At 64.7% G+C, this 16,728-nt stretch carries 17 protein-coding genes; 15 read left to right on the top strand and 2 right to left on the bottom strand.

Annotated elements, in window-relative coordinates; translation table 11 throughout:
• Positions 1 to 2: 2 nt before the first annotated feature.
• The 10 genes from JWS14_RS17145 to JWS14_RS17100 all read left to right on the top strand — a co-directional run bounded on the left by JWS14_RS17145 (position 3) and on the right by JWS14_RS17100 (position 9,544).
• The gene (locus JWS14_RS17145) at positions 3 to 2,081 is read left to right on the top strand and encodes an acetate--CoA ligase family protein (protein ID WP_206013883.1); all 2,079 of its coding nucleotides are present in this window, start codon (positions 3 to 5) and stop codon (positions 2,079 to 2,081) included.
• Positions 2,074 to 2,841, top strand: coding sequence for a 3,4-dihydroxyphthalate decarboxylase (gene phtC, locus JWS14_RS17140; RefSeq protein ID WP_206013882.1), 768 nt, complete (start codon positions 2,074 to 2,076; stop codon positions 2,839 to 2,841). Before JWS14_RS17145 ends, phtC begins: the two co-directional genes overlap by 8 nt.
• Before the next feature lie 34 nt (positions 2,842 to 2,875).
• Positions 2,876 to 3,847 (top strand): DODA-type extradiol aromatic ring-opening family dioxygenase, encoded by a 972-nt coding sequence (locus JWS14_RS17135; RefSeq protein ID WP_206013881.1) that lies wholly within the window; start codon positions 2,876 to 2,878, stop codon positions 3,845 to 3,847.
• Entirely contained in the window at positions 3,829 to 4,503 is a 675-nt protein-coding gene (locus JWS14_RS17130) for an RraA family protein (RefSeq protein ID WP_206013880.1), read from the top strand. The genes JWS14_RS17135 and JWS14_RS17130 overlap by 19 nt, the downstream gene beginning before the upstream one ends.
• A complete protein-coding gene (locus JWS14_RS17125) occupies positions 4,493 to 5,188 on the top strand; it encodes an RraA family protein (protein WP_095861632.1) in 696 nt (231 codons plus the stop codon). Before JWS14_RS17130 ends, JWS14_RS17125 begins: the two co-directional genes overlap by 11 nt.
• A complete protein-coding gene (locus JWS14_RS17120; RefSeq protein WP_095861633.1) occupies positions 5,185 to 5,787 on the top strand; it encodes an RraA family protein in 603 nt (200 codons plus the stop codon). Before JWS14_RS17125 ends, JWS14_RS17120 begins: the two co-directional genes overlap by 4 nt.
• A gap of 5 nt (positions 5,788 to 5,792) precedes the next feature.
• Positions 5,793 to 6,797 (top strand): Gfo/Idh/MocA family protein, encoded by a 1,005-nt coding sequence (locus tag JWS14_RS17115; protein WP_095861634.1) that lies wholly within the window; start codon positions 5,793 to 5,795, stop codon positions 6,795 to 6,797.
• Positions 6,794 to 7,822, top strand: coding sequence for an amidohydrolase family protein (locus tag JWS14_RS17110; protein WP_206013879.1), 1,029 nt, complete (start codon positions 6,794 to 6,796; stop codon positions 7,820 to 7,822). The genes JWS14_RS17115 and JWS14_RS17110 overlap by 4 nt, the downstream gene beginning before the upstream one ends.
• A gap of 106 nt (positions 7,823 to 7,928) precedes the next feature.
• On the top strand, positions 7,929 to 8,207 hold the full coding sequence (locus tag JWS14_RS17105; protein ID WP_095861636.1) for a hypothetical protein: 279 nt from the start codon (positions 7,929 to 7,931) through the stop codon (positions 8,205 to 8,207).
• Between the two features lie 458 nt (positions 8,208 to 8,665).
• Positions 8,666 to 9,544, top strand: coding sequence for a helix-turn-helix domain-containing protein (locus tag JWS14_RS17100; RefSeq protein ID WP_206013878.1), 879 nt, complete (start codon positions 8,666 to 8,668; stop codon positions 9,542 to 9,544).
• Positions 9,545 to 9,609: 65 nt separating this feature from the next.
• Here JWS14_RS17100 and JWS14_RS17095 read toward each other — a convergent pair whose 3' ends face one another.
• Complete coding sequence (locus JWS14_RS17095) at positions 9,610 to 10,905, bottom strand: MFS transporter (protein WP_095861638.1); 1,296 nt, start codon at positions 10,903 to 10,905, stop codon at positions 9,610 to 9,612.
• The gene (locus JWS14_RS17090; protein WP_095861639.1) at positions 10,895 to 11,701 is read right to left on the bottom strand and encodes a FadR/GntR family transcriptional regulator; all 807 of its coding nucleotides are present in this window, start codon (positions 11,699 to 11,701) and stop codon (positions 10,895 to 10,897) included. Before JWS14_RS17090 ends, JWS14_RS17095 begins: the two co-directional genes overlap by 11 nt.
• A gap of 385 nt (positions 11,702 to 12,086) precedes the next feature.
• On the opposite strand from JWS14_RS17090, the gene JWS14_RS17085 reads away from it, so the two are divergent.
• The 5 genes from JWS14_RS17085 (at position 12,087) to JWS14_RS17065 (ending at position 16,719) form a co-directional block, all read left to right on the top strand.
• Positions 12,087 to 13,040, top strand: a complete 954-nt coding sequence (locus JWS14_RS17085; RefSeq protein WP_241031379.1) for a PDR/VanB family oxidoreductase — start codon at positions 12,087 to 12,089, stop codon at positions 13,038 to 13,040.
• Positions 13,041 to 13,314: 274 nt separating this feature from the next.
• Positions 13,315 to 14,376: an LLM class flavin-dependent oxidoreductase gene (locus JWS14_RS17080; protein ID WP_179377570.1), complete on the top strand. Its 1,062-nt coding sequence runs from the start codon at positions 13,315 to 13,317 to the stop codon at positions 14,374 to 14,376.
• A gap of 32 nt (positions 14,377 to 14,408) precedes the next feature.
• Positions 14,409 to 14,921 carry a flavin reductase family protein gene (locus JWS14_RS17075; RefSeq protein WP_206013877.1) on the top strand — a complete coding sequence of 171 codons (513 nt, stop codon included), beginning with the start codon at positions 14,409 to 14,411 and terminating at the stop codon, positions 14,919 to 14,921.
• The gene (locus JWS14_RS17070; RefSeq protein WP_206013876.1) at positions 14,918 to 15,670 is read left to right on the top strand and encodes a 3,4-dihydroxy-2-butanone-4-phosphate synthase; all 753 of its coding nucleotides are present in this window, start codon (positions 14,918 to 14,920) and stop codon (positions 15,668 to 15,670) included. The genes JWS14_RS17075 and JWS14_RS17070 overlap by 4 nt, the downstream gene beginning before the upstream one ends.
• Positions 15,670 to 16,719, top strand: a complete 1,050-nt coding sequence (locus JWS14_RS17065) for a TIGR03619 family F420-dependent LLM class oxidoreductase (RefSeq protein WP_095861643.1) — start codon at positions 15,670 to 15,672, stop codon at positions 16,717 to 16,719. The genes JWS14_RS17070 and JWS14_RS17065 overlap by 1 nt, the downstream gene beginning before the upstream one ends.
• Positions 16,720 to 16,728: the final 9 nt, after the last annotated feature.

Below are 16,728 nucleotides of genomic sequence, written 5' to 3'. Positions count from 1 at the left end.
CCGTGACCGCAACAGTTCCCCGGACCGGCACGTGGGGTGAATCGAGCACACGCGACCTTCTCGCGTCGCTCGACTTGCCCTTCGTCACCAGTGTGCGGGTCACCCACAATGACGAAGCGGTCGAGACGGCTCTGCGTCTCGGCGGGACCGTCGTGCTCAAAGCTGTGTCCGACGAGGTGGTCCACAAGACGGACGCCGGGCTGGTGGAACTGAAGCTGTCCACCTCGGACGCGGTGCGCGGGGCGTATGAGCGGCTGGACCAGAAGATCTCGGAGCTCGGTCTCTCCGACGCCGGCATCGTCGTTCAGGAGATGGCGCCCCCGGGCACCGATCTTTTCGTCGGATGGAACCGGGACGCCACCTTCGGTCCGATTCTCATCGTCGGGCTCGGCGGTGTCACGGTCGAGTTGTTCCGAGACGTGGCCCGCCATCCGGCACCGGTCACGGCCGAACATGCTGCAAGGATGCTGGACTCCCTGGTGTCCTCGCGGCTACTCCAGGGATTCCGCGGGGCGCCTGCGGTCGACACCGCACAGTTCTGTGGACTCGTAGAGCGAGTGAGCAGGCTCGCCGTCGAGGCTCCGGAGATCGCGGAACTGGATTTGAACCCGGTTCGGATTCTTCCGGACGGCCGATGCCTGGTCCTCGATGCGAGCGCGGTCGTCTTGCCTGTGCAGGAGTCCACGCCCGCCGCCACCGGGCCCGACCTCACAGCGCTGTTCCGGCCCCGATCGATCGCCGTCGTCGGCGCCTCCCGGGCTCCGGATAGGCCGGGCGGAAAGGTGATTCGGGCGCTGCAGCGCAACGGTTTCGGCGGACCACTGTACCCAGTCAACCCGGCAGGCGGAGAGATCGAGGGCCTCCCCGTGGTGCGGAGCATCGACGAAATCGTCGATACCCCAGATCTGGTGTGCATCGCCCTACCGGCCTCAGCCAGCATCGCCGCGGTCCGCGAGTGCGTAGCACGAGGCGTTCGCGCAGTGATGGTATTCGCCTCCGGATTCGGGGAAGTCGGGGCAGAAGGTGCCGCTCTCGACGCCGAACTGCGTGACGCCGTCGCAGGGTCCGGCACGCTCCTGTGCGGCCCGAACACTATCGGGATCGTCAGCGCGCATCACAAGATGGCGGCGACGTTCTCGCAAGCAATCGACAAGTTCCCCGACACCCCGGCGGGAGTGTGCCTCGTCGCCCAGAGCGGCGCCGTCGCCGGCAGCCTCGTCTCACGCGAGATTTCCGATGGCTACAGCATCGGCGACTGGGTCACCGTCGGCAACCAAACCGATCTTGATGTGGCGGACTACATCAGCTACCTCGCCGGTCTCGACACCACGCGATCCATCGCGGTGTTCCTCGAGGGGGTCTCCGACGGTTCTGCATTCCGCCGGGCACTGCACACCGCACGAGATGCCGGCATCCCAGTCATCGTCTTCAAGACCGGTGTCACCGCTGCCGGCCAACGCGCGGTCGCCTCGCACTCCGGTGCCTTGGCCGGCAGTCAAGACGCCTACCGGGCGGTCCTGGAGGAAGCGGGCGCCATCCAGGTCGAGGAAATGAGCCAGCTCCTCGAAGTCGCATCCACTCTCGCGGACTACCCGACTCCACGAGGGCGGCGGGCCGCGGTCATCACGACATCCGGAGGAGCGGGCAGCGCCACCGCGGATCTGCTGGTGTTGAACGATCTGGACACAGCAGAATTCACCGAGGGCACCGCTCGAGCCCTCGCCGGTCTTCTGCCCAAGTTCGCCAGCGTCGCCAATCCTCTCGACATCACCGCCGAGGGAGCCTTCACACCCGGCCTGTTCACCGAGGTAATCGACGTCGTCGCCGTCGATCCGCACGTGGACGCGATCTGCATCGTCCTCACCAGCATCACCGGCAACGATGCCGTCCGGGTCGCCAACGAAATCGCAGCGGCGAAGTCACGTTCGGATGTACCGATCCTCGTCACCTGGCTCGTTGCCCGCCCACTGGCGGAGGCGGGCATGACCACTCTGGCGTCGTCCGGAATCCGGGTATTCACCGAGCCCGCCCGGATGGCCGCCGCCCTCCGCCATCTGACGAAAGGAACCTCACGTGTCTGACTCCGCCGATATCCAAGCCCTGAGGGAATCCGTCGCGCTGTCCTGCCGGATCCTCGCGGCGACTGGCTGCGTGCGGGAAATCACCGGGCACGTAAGCATGCGTGTCCCCGACAGCGACATGTTCCTCGTCCGGTGCCGCCCACCACACGATCCCGGCGTCCAGTTCACCATCGCCGATGACATCCACATCGTCGATCTGGAATCGACGAACACAGACCTCCCAGGCGGCTATGCGTTGCCCGGAGAATGGCCCATCCACACCGAGATCTACCGCAAACGGCCCGATGTGGGTGCGGTCGTCCACGGCCACCCGCGGTCGTCCCTGCTCGTCGGAATACTGGGATTGCCGCTCACTCCGACCATCGGGGCCTACGATCCCGGCGCAATGGAACTTGCGGTTCGCGGCGTGCCGATCTACGAACGGGCCGTCTTGATCGACCGCCCCGAGCGCGGCGGGGAGTTGGCCGCCGCGATGGACGACAAGGACGTGTGTCTTCTGCGAGGCCATGGCGTGGTCGCGGTCGTAGCGACACTGCAGGAAGCCACAGTGCGGGCGATCAAGCTCGAAACCCTGGCCGACCTGACGCTCTCGACCTACGCGATACCCGGCGCCGAACCGGCCGTGCTGACCCAAGCCGACGCCGAAGACGTTTCCGGCTTCGTCAACAGCCGTAAAGCCGCTCTGACCTACGCGGAGTGGACATGGGACTACTACCGTCACTCGCTCGGATCCGCCGCCGACGTGAGTGTCCGGCTGTAAGCCGGACAAATCAACAAGATTGGAAGGGATACACATGGCGTACATTGTCGGCGGCGCGGGAGTGTCACACAGCCCGCAGCTGTCAATCGAACCCGGCGGGTGGCGCGCACACGGTGACCTCGAGCAGCCGCACCTGAGGGAACTCAATCTTCCGTCGTCACCACGCACACCCGAGGAACTCGCTCGGGAGATCGAGATTCGGCAGATCGAGGCCCGCCACAAGGCATGCCAGGAAGCGCTCGAGCGCACGCGCGATGAACTGCTCGAGATGAAACCCGATGTCCTCCTGGTCGTTGGTGACGATCAGCGCGAACTCTTCCTAGACGACATCATGCCCGCGGTCGCGATCTTCCGAGGCGAGTCCCTCGACGATCGTCCCCCTGGAATGGAGGTCTATCCGAAAACCATGGAATCGGCGTACGAGTACTACCACGCCGATGAGGACGAGACCTACCGCACCGTTCCCGAATTGGGCCAGCATCTCGTCGAGCACCTCGTCGAAAACGGCTTCGACATCGCCCAGTTCAGCGAGCAACCCACCGGCCGCAGCCTCGGGCACGCATTCACCTTCATCTACCGCCGGCTCTTCGAGGGATTGCCTCGCCTGCCGCTGGCCCCAATCATGCTCAACACCTACTATCCCCCGAACCAGCCCACACCGCGGCGGTGCGTCGAACTCGGGCAGGGACTCCGCGCCGCCATCGAAAGCTGGGACTCCGACGTGCGCGTCGCTCTCATTGCATCCGGTGGACTCACGCACCCCATCATCGACGAGGGCCTCGACCGGGGTCTTCTCAGCGCCCTCGAACGCCACGACCACGAGGCACTGGCGCAGATCCCGGTCGCCGGCCTGACCGAGGGAAGCTCGGAGATCCGTAACTGGATCGTCGTCGGCGCAGCGCTCGAGGACGCGACCGCCAAGGTCGTCGACTACATCCCCGCCTACCGGTCCACAGTTGGATCCGGCTGCGGCATGGGATTTTTGACGTGGACGAGATCGCTGTGAACAGCTACCGCGATCGCCTACTCGACCTCGACGCATGCGTAGTGTCCGATGCGCTCGACACGCTCGGCCTGACCGGTGGTGTCGCAGGGTTACGCCCGGTCTGGGAGGGCAGCCGCACGGCGGGCCGAGTAGTCACGATGCGCACGGTCCCCGCCGACGGACGAACGAGTAGTCGGCATCTAGGTACCGCGGCGATCGAGCGGGCCAACGCCGGCGAGGTCATCGTCGTCCAGCAAGAGCACGGAGGCACACCCACCGCCGGCTCGTGGGGCGGTCTGCTCGCGCAAGCCGCCGTCATCAAGGGCGTCGGCGGGGTCATCGTCGACGGCGCCTGCCGCGACGTAGACGAGATCCGCGAACTGAGACTGCCGGTGTCCGCGCTCACCACCGTGCCGTTCACCGCGCGTGGACGCTTCGTCGAGGACAGCGTCGGTGACCCCGTACAGATCCACGGCGTCACCGTCACCGACGGCGACTACGTCATCGCCGACGGCAGCGGCGTCACCTTTGTCAGCGCCTCGGACATCGGCAGGGTCCTCACTACGGCCGAACGGCTGGTGGCCAAGGAACGCCTCATGACCGAGGACCTGAGGCGAGGCCTGCTGCCATCACAGGTCATGGGACGCAACTACGAGGAGATGCTCAATGCCGGCTGACGAAACAACCACTTCGACCCTGCCCGACGTCACACTGCTCACCCGGGTCGGTGCAATCAGCACCTCGACCCTGTCGGATGCGTTGGACAAGCTCGGGCTGCCGGGTGCCGTCCCAGGCATCCAGCCGTTCGACCCGAGCTTCCGGCTCTGCGGGCCGGCGTTCACCGGCCAGTACGAACCGGTCGACGAGAATGGTGGCACTGTCGGCGACTTCATCGATGACGTCGCCCCCGGCGAGGTCGTCGTGCTCAACAACGAAGGCCGGCTCGACTGCACTGTCTGGGGAGACATCATGACCTACGTCGCCTCCTCCCGCGGAATCGCCGGAACGGTCATCGACGGTGTCTGCCGCGACGTCGCACCGAGCCTGGCACTGAAGTACCCGGTCTTCACCAGAGGCCGGAACATGCAGACCGGCAAGGACCGGGTGCGGCTGGCGGCAACCGGGGTACCGGTCGCCCTCGGAAACGTCATCGTGCACCCCGGTGACCTCGTCGTCGCGGACGCCGACGGAGTGGTCGTGTTGGCGACGGCCGAGGTCGAACGTGTCCTCGCCGTCGCCGAGGCCATCGAGAATGCCGAAGAACGCATCCGCCTTGCAGTCGCTGGCGGAGCGCGTCTCGATCAGGCCCGCGCGCAGGCGGGCTATCACCAGCTGCAAACCGCCGAAGAGGAAACGCGATGACCACTCTGTCTCCGGCCCTGCGGGAACTCGGTGCCGCCTCACTCCACGAGTCCGGCGCCACCCCGCTGCCCCCGCGGATCCGACCGCTCGATCCGGCATGGCGGATCTGCGGCCGCGCCTTCACTGTCGACCTCACACCGGGGCACAACATCTGGCTCCACCGCGCACTCTATGCCGCCCAGCCGGGGGACGTACTCGTCGCCGCTGCCGACACCGACATCGAGTACGGCTACTGGGGCGACATCCTGGCCCATGCCGCAGCCGAACGTGGACTTGCCGGCTTGGTGATCGACGGTTCGGTCCGAGACTCGACCGACCTCAAATCCATCGGATTCCCGGTGTTCGCCCGGGGACTGTGCGTTCGCGGAACCGGCAAAGATGCCACGTCGGGCGGCTTCGACGTCTCGATCCAGCTCGGCTCGACGACAGTGCACCCGGGCGACATCATCGTCGGTGACGCCGACGGTGTGGTTGCCATCGATGCCGGCCAGGTCAAGGCCGTCGTCGAGCGGGCACTGCAGCGGGAACGGTCCGAGGAGAAGATCCGTACCCGGATCGCGGCGGGCGAGACCACACTCGACATCTACGGGCTGAGCTGACCGACATGCGTTTCCACGCTCCTCGCAGACTCGGGATCGTCGGTGCCGGCGTTGCCGGCGCGTTGATGTCCCGCGCTGTCCTACGCAGCAACCGGTTCGTGCTCACCGGCCTCGCGGACCCCGATCCGGATGTTCGAAACCGAGTGTCGGCCGAATGGGGCTGCCCGGCCTTCATCGATGCCACCGAACTGGTCACCTCCGGAACAGTGGACGTGGTGTACGTCGCGGCGCCGACAGCGCACCACCTGGGCGCCGTCTCCGCCGCGGCCGCGGCCGGTGTGCACATCATCTGCGAGAAACCGTTGGCGACCACCGCCGCTGACGCACGGGAGGCTGTGGATTGCGCACGCCGTGCCGGGGTGAGCCTGCTCGTGGGCCCCACTGTGAGCTACGACCCCCGCTATCGGGTGCTGCGGCAGATCGTGACCGACCGTCGGCTCGGTGATCTGCTGTCGGTGCAGGCGACCTCGTTTACCGATTGGCATCGCCGCCGGACCCGTACGGCGCACGACCTCGATGCAGCAGTGGGCAACGGTCTGCTGCTTCGGCAAGGGGCCCATCAGATCGACATTGTGCGACTGATCTGCGGTGGAGACGTGCGCGCGGTTTCCGGAGCCCTCCACGGCGGTGCGGGAGGCGCCGAACAGGGATTCTCGACGCAGCTGAGTTTCGCCAACGGAGTACAGGCCAACGCCTACTACGACGGTTCCGGAGCTGTACCCGAGGCGGACGAGCTGTTCGCCACTTTCACCGGTGGCGGCGTTCGAGTCCACCCCGGTGGTCTGCACCTGTATTCCGACGGACAACTGACCGACCTGCCCGTCGACCCCGCAACCTCGGTCTGGGATCAGGCGCTTGTCGAGATGGACCAGACGCTCGACGGCCGGATCCCGATCCATGACGGGGAGTGGGGGCTGGGAACCCTTGCCACGTGTCTGGCCATTTATGAAGCGGCGGCGACCCACTCCATTGTTTTCACCCACCAATCGCTCTACCAGGAGAAGTCATGATCATCGACTCCCACGCCCATTTGAACGCGCCGCCGGAGCTGTACGCGTACCAGGCCGCGTTGCTATCCTCCCGAGGAGGCCAGGGCCGCAACGGTTCCGGTGTTACCGATGCGCAGCTCGAGGAGTACGGCGACCGCACGCTGGCGGTGATGGACAGCGTCGGCACCGACGTCCAACTCATCTCGCCGCGTCCATTCCAGGCATCGCATTCGGCGACCCCGTCCAAGGTCGTGCACTGGTGGACGGCGGAGGTGAACGAGGCGATCGCTCGCCAGGTCCAGCAGTTCCCCGGCCGCCTCGCCGGCGTCGCCGGACTGCCCCAGGCATACGGGGAAACACCCGAGAAGTGGGCGGGTGAACTGGAAACGGCGATCAAAGATCTGGGGATGGTCGGCTGCCTGCTCAACCCGGACCCGTCCGAGGGAAGCGGCTACGTGCCCCCGTTGGGCGATCCGTGGTGGTACCCGCTGTACGAAAAGATGGTCGAACTCGATGTGCCGGCACTCATCCATTCCGCGAGCTGCCAGAACGGTCGTGAATCGTACAGCGAGCACTTCATCACCGAGGAAAGCATCGCTGTGCTCTCCCTGCTCAATTCGGAGGTGTTCCTACGCTTCCCGACGTTGAAGATTGTCGTCTCACACGGTGGCGGCTCGGTCCCCTACCAGATCGGGCGCTGGCGGGCGGCTCGTCTGCACCCCAAGTTGCGGACCGGCCAGGTGCTGCAGGAGTCGTTCGACGAAAGTTTGCGGCGTCTCTGGTTCGACACCGTGTTGCATGCGCCGCTGGCGCTGGAACTGCTGGTCCGGACAGTAGGAGCGGACCGGTGTTTGTTCGGTACCGAAAAGCCAGGAAGCGGTAGTGCTCCGGATCCCACGACCGGGCGCGACCTCGACGATCTGAAGCCGGTCATCGAGGGCTTTGACTTCCTCGACACGGCCGAGAAGGACGCCATCTTCTACGGCAACGCTCTCTCGCTCTACTCCCTTCCGGCATTGGATGCCGCTGTCGGTGCTGCTCGCTGAAGGCAGTCAGCACTGATCGCCGTCGTGGCGGCCTGACCAGGCCGCCACGACGGCGCACTTGTTGTCACTGGTCGTCCTCGCCCTACAACCAAGGAGGTGGCGGAGCGTGAGCAAGAATCGTGGCAAGAGAAGGATCGAGTCCCGTCCGGACCACATCACCGAGATGATCGAACTCGCTGCGAAGTGGGTGGCCTTCGGCGACATCCCCGCGGAAGAGATCTGGGTGCGTTTCGGCCTCGACCGTGTCACCTTCGGCTTCCGCCTCCTTCGTGCTCTGGGTTCCAGCTTCGTCCGCTACCCCGATCGGTCGCGGATCGTCGCTTTGGCCGTACGTCTCGCCCGGCTCGACGACCGCCAGTACGAGGCCGCCGGACGGCGGGATTGAGCGGGCTCTTTGCGCACCAGTGGCGGGCGACACCCCGCCGAGTGGCGAATAGAGTGGCATAGATCACTATCGCTGGAGGTAGCGCGGATGTTCATAATCGACGACCGAAACCCACACGCCGCCGAGCCCCTATTCCGCACGTCGTCCCGCCGGCGGGCGGAACCGACCAGGATGGTCGACGGCGGGATCGCATGAGCAGCGATAAGGCCGCCACTGAGGAGCCACGCGCGGAAGTCGGCCGGATGCGTGAGTTGCTCGGCCGGGTTGATGGTATCGACACTGACGTCAACGAGACATTACGCATCATCACGCAATTCGATGGGCTGATTCGGAGACGAGTCGGCATTTCTGCGCTCATGCGCGCGGCAGCAAATCTCACCGGTTGCGCTGTGGGCGCGGTGTATCCCGCACATCGGTTGGTGCGACGCGTGGATTCACGCGGCACCCCGATCACGCAGATGCCCAGTGCCGAAGAACTGGCGTTGTGGACTCGGCGCCCATTGGGCGACCTGGACGGGGGTGTGGTGTGGGTGGAGCGGAACACCGAGACCAGTATCAACGACGAGACCGTCCTCGATCGGCTGGCCTCGTCGATTCAGATCACGATCGATCGCACCATGGGCACAGTCCCCGACCACGCTGGTGCACTCGAAGCGCTCCTCGACCGCGAAGCCGCTCTGGGAACCAAGTTGGCGATCGCCCGCCGCCTCGGCCTGGAGGCCGGCTCGAAAATCTATCTCATCGTAATGCCGGTCATCTCCACCGATCCGGCGCCGATCGGGGTGACACACATCGATGCGGTGGTCGGCACCCGGTTCGGAGGTGTTCGCGCGATCGTCGCGGGAGCGGACTGTCCGCAGCCAGTCACCGGAACCTGCGGGATCGGTGAGACCGTCACCGTCGAGCGACTCGCCGACTCTTTTGACCAGGCACTTGTCGCACTCCGGCTTTCGCGTGCCGGTGAGACGGTGACTTATCGGGACCTCGGTGCCCTCTCGCTGCTGGTGCGAGCGCACGACGCGAGCCCTGTGCCACACCCCGATGCGATTGCGATCGGCACAGCGACCGCGTCCTCGAACATCGCTCGCAGGGTACTCGAGGCGATGGAGCTGAACACGACGGTGCGGGCGGCCGCGCACGAGCTGGGACTACATCATTCGACCGTGCAGGCTCACTGCGATCGTCTGGAGAAAGAACTCGGCTACTCATTCCGAACTGCTCAGGGGCGGACCCGCTTGGCCCTCGCCCTTGCGTTGCACCGGCTGGGACGTGATGTCTTCGATGTCGAAACGTCCCCGGACGGCAGGGAAAGACGAGGACGGAGCGATGACGTGTAACGCCGGGTGCCTCACGGCGGCGAGGAGCTCGACTCGGAGTCCACCCGAGTGGCAAACCGGATCGACTACGGCGATGCTGGTTTGGTCCTTCGAGCCTCATTGTTTCCGCGGTCCTGCGGCGGTCTGCGCCGCCGGTTGACCCCCAACACGATCGCGGCCACCACGATCGCCCCGACGCCGCCGACCGTCATGGCCGCGGTCGGTCCGAAAAGGTCGGCGAGGGCTCCTACAAGGACGCCACTGACCCCTTGCATTCCGATGAAGAAGGCGGAAAACAGCGACATCACCCTCACCCGGTAGCGCGGATCCGACTGAATTTGCAATGTCGCGTTAGCCGTTGAGGAGAAGACCTGATCCGCAGCACCGAGCAAGACCAAGAGCATTCCCAGGACGGCCATACCTGAGGTGAAAGATGTAGCAGCGACCACGATTCCGTAACAGAGCGCGGACACTGCCACCACCCGCGTCCCCGTCGGCGCCAAGGCCGCCACCGTCAATGCGGAGAGCAGGCTGCCCGCGCTCAGTGCGCTGAACAACAAACCGGCCGAGGACGCTCCCGTGCTCATGCGTTCGTGTGCGAGCAGGGGAAGCAGAACGGGATAGTTCTGCAACAGCAGTGAGACCACCGCCGTCAGTATTAGCGGCCACCGAATCCGGGGGTCGCGTAGGGCGTAGCGAAACCCGTCCAGCACGGACGCGTGTGACGACGTCTCGGTTGTTTGTGCCCCGGCGACGGTTCGCTCGGTGTGCAGGTCCCGGGTTCGCATCAGGGAAAGTGCGCCGAGAATTACGAGGTAGGAGAGTGCGTTGGCGAGAAAGCACCAGGATAAACCCACCGTGGAGGCCAGCAGCCCCGCGATCGCCGGGCCGACCAGCCGCGACGCCGTCATCAGCGTCGAATTGAGCGCAACTGCATTTGCCACTCGTTCGCGGCCAACCATCTCGAACACGAAGCTTCGCCGGGCAGGGTTGTCTACTGGCTGTACGAGCCCGAAACAGGCAGCCACGGTCAACGCCAACGGAACTGTCAGAGTGCCGATCGCGGACATCGACCACAGGATCGCCGCCAGTGCCGCTTGTACCGCCTGGGACACGAGCAATACATTGCGGAGCGGCAACCGCTCGAGCGCTGCACCGATCCAGGGAGCCACCACCAGCAGCGGCAGATACATCAGTAAGGTCACCGTGCCGAGCGCGACACCGCTGCCGGATTCGTCGAGGACGAACAGGGCCAGTGCGAGGGTCTGCATCCACTGTCCGGTAGAGGAGACGAGTTGGCCCAGGAAGAACAGTCGGAAGTTGCGTACCCGCAGTGACGTGAAAGGGCGCCGGGCACCCGTTCGTAGGGTGTCAGTCGGCAATGTCGCGCCACCTCACGGGTTGCCGGTAGATATCGGGAAAATGAGTCCTGACGTACTTGTGGAACTCTTTGATGTGCTGGCGCATTGCCCAGCGGGCACCCTCTGCGTCGTGCGTACCAATCGCGTCGGCCACGGCCGAGTGCGCACGCAACACCGCTTCTCGGCGCTCGATGGGGTAGCTGATGCCGAGGGGCATCCCGTCGGTGATCGCGTGCAGCGACGAGACCAGCAACGCGAACATCTCGTTGTCGGCCGCAGCGGCGACGATGTCGTGGAATCGGTCGTTCTCGGCGATGAAATTCTCCTCGTCGGCAAGGAACGCTTCCATGCCCCGCACCGAATCGACGATTTCCTGTACGACATCCTCGGTTGCGAATTCCGCTGCTCGACCGGCCAGTTCGGGCTCGAGCAATTCGCGTGCGTCGACCAGTGCGCTGAACGGCATAGACCGAAGTTGGAAGAACAACCCGAGCATGCCGGCGAGGTCGTGGGCATTCGGCTCCGCGACGATGGGACCGCCCTGTGGTCCGGCCTTGACCATGATCACGCCACTCATCTCCAGGAAGCGCAGCGCCTCGCGCAGCGTACCGCGTCCCACGTTGAAGCGAACCAACATTTCGCGCTCGCGGTCGAGTCGGGTGCCCGGGCGCAACCTGCCGGTGGTGATGTCGTCGACGATGTGCTGGGCGATGGACAGGGCAGCCTTGTATGCGCGCCGTGTCGTCGGTCGCCTCCGTGGCTGCCGATCCGCTTCGGGGGGACTATCCAGTCCGTGGTCGTTCACTTCGGTGATCATGGCCACTCCATTCTCCAACACGGTCCTATCATTATGCTAGTTGCCTCCGGAGCGGGCGAGCGGTTCACGGCCCGGGCTTCCCCTCTCCCGGTGCATGCAACGGCTGGGCACCGGGCGATAAATGCTGTGAACTGCGACGTTGTCTCCCCTGCGTCCTGCGGGTCGACTCCGCGCCAAGCTGCGGTGTCGACCAGCACTTATCCCGTCGCTTTGGCGATTGACCCCTTCGTATCCCATTATTAGGCTATTCATGAGACCAACGTGATGCCAACCACAGGTGACGCCATTCGTTACCTCCGGCACACGGCGGCTCGTCACCACGTTCGACCAGGAGGTCCAGGTGCTTATGGCAGGCGCTGCGACGGCTGAGCTCAACTTGGCCAAAGTGATTCAGATTCGTTGGGAAGCCGAGAAGGTCATTTCCCTGCAGTTGGTTCGCGACGACGGATCGGATCTGCCGGAATGGGCGCCGGGCGCGCACATCGAGGTCACGCTACCTTCGGGGCTAATTCGCCAGTACTCGCTGTGCGGCGACCCGTCGGACCGCAGTCAATACACCATCGCGGTGCTCCGCGACGATAGCGGCCGAGGTGGATCTGCCGAGATCCACGACTCGGTCATGGTGGGGCAGAAGCTGTGGATCCGGGGGCCTCGGAATCATTTTCCGCTCGAGCCTGCCGAGTCGTACGTCTTCATCGCCGGAGGCATCGGCGTGACGCCGATACTGAGCATGGTGCGGGAGGTTGCCGGCGGGCAGGTGCCCTGGTCCCTTCATTATGGCGGCAGGTCTTCGGAGACCATGGCGTTCACCCGAGACCTGACCGCGCTCGGTGCTCGGGCGGATTCGACGGTCCACGTGGTCCCCGAGGTCGATTCGGGACTGCTTCCCCTGCGGGCGATCCTCGAAGGCGTCGGCGTCGGTGGCGCGGTGTACAGCTGCGGACCGACGGCTCTGCTCGATGCGCTTCGTGCCCTTGCGGCCGAGATCAGGCCGGACGTGTCCGTTCACTTCGAGCTGTTCGGGGCTCCGGCCTCCGGAAGCGATGAGGACGTCGACGCGACCCGGCATGATCGTCCCTTCCGGGTCCGGCTGGCGCGCAGCGATCGCACCGTGGAAGTCGAGGACGGAACGACGCTGCTCCAAGCCGTTCAGGCTGTCCGACCCGAGGTTCCGTACTCCTGCGAGGAGGGATTCTGCGGAACGTGCATCACCAAGGTGTGCGGTGGTGTGCCTGTTCACCGAGACACCGTGCTGACCGAGCAGGAGCGTGCCGAAGGGGAGGCGATGATCATCTGCGTCGGCAGCTGCGCATCGGATGAACTCGTCCTCGATCTATGAACGGCTTGTAAAACGTTGTGCCACAACATATGGAATAAGGTGATGATCGACGCAGTGAGTGTGCCCGTAGCTGTGCGCTGCAGACGACCACCTCGGCCCACCACGTCTCGGCCGAGACGATTCGTCAGCATCCCGGCCGTGCCGCCGGACGCGTTTCACCTCACCATCTCTCGACCGGCAACGGTCGCCGACGAAGGACGAAATCATGACCACAACCCGTGCGGACTCCCTCCGGGAAGCCGGCAACCCCGTCTACAGCGACCGCAAGCTGCGGTTGGGCACGTTCTCGACAAACCTCCAGGGCGGCTGCGCCATCTCGACCATCGACGGGGTACTGCAAGCTGAGTGGCCCAACACCATCGAACTTGCAAAGCTGGCCGATGGCATGAATTTCGAGGCGGTCGTGCCGGTCGGAAGGTGGCGCGGATTCGGTGGTCCGTCCAACTTCAACGGGGCCGGTTTCGAATGCTTCACCTGGGCTGCGGGTGTGGGTACCGTTACCGAACGCACCGGTGTCTTCGCCACTTCTCACGTCTCCACCATCCATCCGGTGATGGCGGCGAAGCAGTCGGCCACGATCGATCACATCACCAATGGGCGTTTCGCGCTGAACATCGTCACCGGGTGGAACACGCCCGAGATCGAGATGTTCGGCGCCCCGCTGCTCGAGCACGACAGGCGATATGACCTGGCTGTCGAGTGGTTCCAGATCGTCAAAGCCCTGTGGACCAGCGAGGAGCCGGTCAATTTCGACGGCAAGTACTTCCGGGTGGTCGATGCGTCGATCGCACCTCACCCTATCCAGAAGCCGCACCCGGTGGTCATGAACGCCGGTGGTTCGGCTGCGGGACGTCACTTCGGCGCCAAGTATTGCGATGTCGTGTTCATCGCACCCAAATATGACATGGAGGAAATGGCAGAAGAGGTCGCCGCGTTCAAGCGGCTGGCACGTGAAGAGTACGGCCGGGAGATCATGGTGTGGACCAACTCATACGTGGTCCAAGACGAAACCGAAAAGGCTGCCCACACATTCCACGACTACTACGTCGATGTGAAGGGTGATTGGGAAGCGGCCGAGAACCTGGTGTCCACATTGGGTTTGAATTCGCAATCGATCCCACCGCAGGCTCTCGAGAAGATCAAGCGTCAGTTCATCGGAGGCTGGGCCGGCTTCCCGATTATCGGTACCAGCGAACAGGTCGTGGACACACTCAGCACGCTGACCGACTGCGGATTGGACGGTGTACTGATGTCCTTCCCTCGATACATCGAAGACATGACGCGATTCCGAAACGAAACCTATCCGCTCCTCGTAGAGGCCGGTCTGCGCGGATAACGTGCTGTATGAATGGCGATAGGGAGGTCGAGATGAGCACTACTGCCGTCGAGAAGCTAATCGACGAGAACCTCTTCCGGGAAGCGATGGGCAACATCTGCACCCCGGTAGCCGTGGTCACCACCCGTGACTACGCAGGTGAACCGTACGGGACCACCGTCAGCGCCTTCTGTTCCTTGTCCATGGCCCCGCCGATGATCCTGATTGCTCTCGACCGCGCATCCGGCCTCCTCGCAGCAGTGCGGGAGTTCGGCGCGTTCGGCGTGAACATCCTGTTGACCGAGGCCGAGGATGCCGGAAAGAAGTTCGCCAGGAAGGGAAAGGGAGACTTCACCTCCACTGACTGGCACTGGCACGACGGTGTTCCGCGGCTAGCGTCGAGCACATTCTTTCGGTGCACTACAGCCGATCTTCTCGATGGGGGTGACCATCTCATCGTCACCGGACTGGTCCATGCGGTCGGGCTCGGGGAGGGTGCCCCCCTGACCTACCACCGACGTACCTTCGGCACGCATGCCACGGTCAGCGGAACGCTGGGCCGATGACCCGGCTCAGGGTTGCTGGCCAGCGCGCTATCGCTGATCCAGCGACTTGGCTGGCCTGCGGTGGAGCGGTAGTCGTTCTCGATGCCCTCCGAAACGAGGGACTGATGGTGTTCGGTGCGGCATACGCCACCACCGACCTGATGGCGTTCGCTGTTCGACACGGCACCGGGTATCTGCGAGTCGGGATCTCAGCGGACGTCGCGGACCGGCTGGGCCTGCCGCCCATGCACAATAGCTTCCGTCAGGCAGTCCAGGGTGGGTTCACGGTGTCAGTCGACGCGAGATACGGTGTAGGCACAGGAATTTCCGCGCACGACCGAGCCCGCACCGCACGTCTGATCGCGGACCCGAGCGCGCAGGCCGACGATTTCACACGACCGGGGCACCTGCTGCCGGTGGTAGCGGGACCGCGGGACGGCGACGGTGAGGCGATGGTCGCCCGTCAAGCTCTCGCACTCGTGGAGGCGGCGGGGCTGACCGCCGCCGCTGTCTACAGCGAGATCGTGTCTGTGCAGGATCCGACCACGATCATGGCTGCAGACGAAGCCGAAGTATTTGCGCGCTCGGTAGGTGTCCCAGCCATTCGGATAGCGAATACTGCCCCGCAACACGCGGAAGCGAGGAATGGACGTAACAGGATGAACGATCGCCATGTCAGCGAGGACCTGGCACAAGTCATCGGTCGCAGTCCTTCAAGCAGCCACACGCAGTCCTCCCAACTCGCGGCCGTGGTGCCGATCCTCTCGTGATGTCGAGCCCCAGCACCGATCCCACCCGCGGAATGACCGCTGGCCACCTCGGGCGAACAGCATCCCGGCCTGGCGACCGGTCCTACCCTGCTCGGCTTGGCGAGACCCTGACGTCGAGCTTCGGCTTCTTCACACCGATCGTGCAGCCAATCAACCTCCAGCCCTGGGAAGATACGGCGGACCCCGAAGGCCTGGCCAGAATAGTGACCAAGGCCGAATCGCTGGGCTACAGCTACGTGACAGTCGGGGACCACGCCGCCATCGCCGCCGCGGAATCGGCCCTCTATGGGAGTCCACGCTTCTTCGATCCGATCGGCACCGTTGGTTACCTCGCAGCGCTGACCAGCCGCATCCGATTCGCCACGCACGTCTACCAGATTCCCCTACGTAGCCCACTGATCACCGCCAAGGCCTTCGCGACACTCGACGTCCTCTCCCGCGGCAGGATCATCGCGGGCTTCGGGGTAGGTCGGCGAGAGTACGAATCCCACGCCGCTCGCGTCCCGTTCGAGCATCGTGGTGACATCGCCGACGACTATCTCAGAGCAGTCCTCGCGTTGTGGGATGGCGACCCCACGACCCAACACAGCCAATTCGTCGACATCGATGACCTGGTGTGTCTTCCCAGACCCGTGCAGAGACCCCGCCCGCCAGTATGGATCGGCGGCGATCGCCTCGTCGGTCTGCGCCGTGCGGTGCGCTTCGGCGATGCCTGGACACCGTGGGCCCTCACACCCGACCAGGTCACCGCGACGGTGGCGCGACTAGCCGCTGCCCGCGAAGAACAGTTGCCACCGGGATTCCGAATCATCGTTCCCTTGGCTCCGCTCGGAGGGCGCGCGCCCCGAGGGCAACCGTCAGCCCCCAGCGTTGAACCCGGTCGTGAAGCCAGTGAGAAGTGCATCGAACAGATGGCGCGCTGGCGCGAGGCCGGCGCCACGGAGTTCCTCATCGATCTTCCCAGCCCGAGCCTCGAAGCGCTCGAAGACGCGATGGCGTGGTTCGCCGCCGAATTCATCGACCTCCCAGCCGGAGTACCGGCACCGTAACAACGAAAG

The organism is Rhodococcus koreensis (assembly GCF_017068375.1).
Lineage (GTDB): Bacteria > Actinomycetota > Actinomycetes > Mycobacteriales > Mycobacteriaceae > Rhodococcus_F > Rhodococcus_F koreensis.
This window is presented reverse-complemented; position numbering and strand designations above follow the sequence as displayed.

Excerpts from the sequence above, each read along its gene's own strand:
- JWS14_RS17135 (WP_206013881.1), top strand. The coding sequence starts at position 2,876 with ATGGCGTACATTGTCGGCGGCGCGGGAGTGTCACACAGCCCGCAGCTG.
- JWS14_RS17125 (WP_095861632.1), top strand. The coding sequence starts at position 4,493 with ATGCCGGCTGACGAAACAACCACTTCGACCCTGCCCGACGTCACACTG.
- JWS14_RS17120 (WP_095861633.1), top strand. The coding sequence starts at position 5,185 with ATGACCACTCTGTCTCCGGCCCTGCGGGAACTCGGTGCCGCCTCACTC.
- JWS14_RS17115 (WP_095861634.1), top strand. The coding sequence starts at position 5,793 with ATGCGTTTCCACGCTCCTCGCAGACTCGGGATCGTCGGTGCCGGCGTT.
- JWS14_RS17110 (WP_206013879.1), top strand. The coding sequence starts at position 6,794 with ATGATCATCGACTCCCACGCCCATTTGAACGCGCCGCCGGAGCTGTAC.
- JWS14_RS17100 (WP_206013878.1), top strand. The coding sequence starts at position 8,666 with ATGCCCAGTGCCGAAGAACTGGCGTTGTGGACTCGGCGCCCATTGGGC.
- JWS14_RS17090 (WP_095861639.1), bottom strand. The coding sequence starts at position 11,701 with ATGATCACCGAAGTGAACGACCACGGACTGGATAGTCCCCCCGAAGCG.
- JWS14_RS17075 (WP_206013877.1), top strand. The coding sequence starts at position 14,409 with ATGAGCACTACTGCCGTCGAGAAGCTAATCGACGAGAACCTCTTCCGG.
- JWS14_RS17070 (WP_206013876.1), top strand. The coding sequence starts at position 14,918 with ATGACCCGGCTCAGGGTTGCTGGCCAGCGCGCTATCGCTGATCCAGCG.
- JWS14_RS17065 (WP_095861643.1), top strand. The coding sequence starts at position 15,670 with ATGTCGAGCCCCAGCACCGATCCCACCCGCGGAATGACCGCTGGCCAC.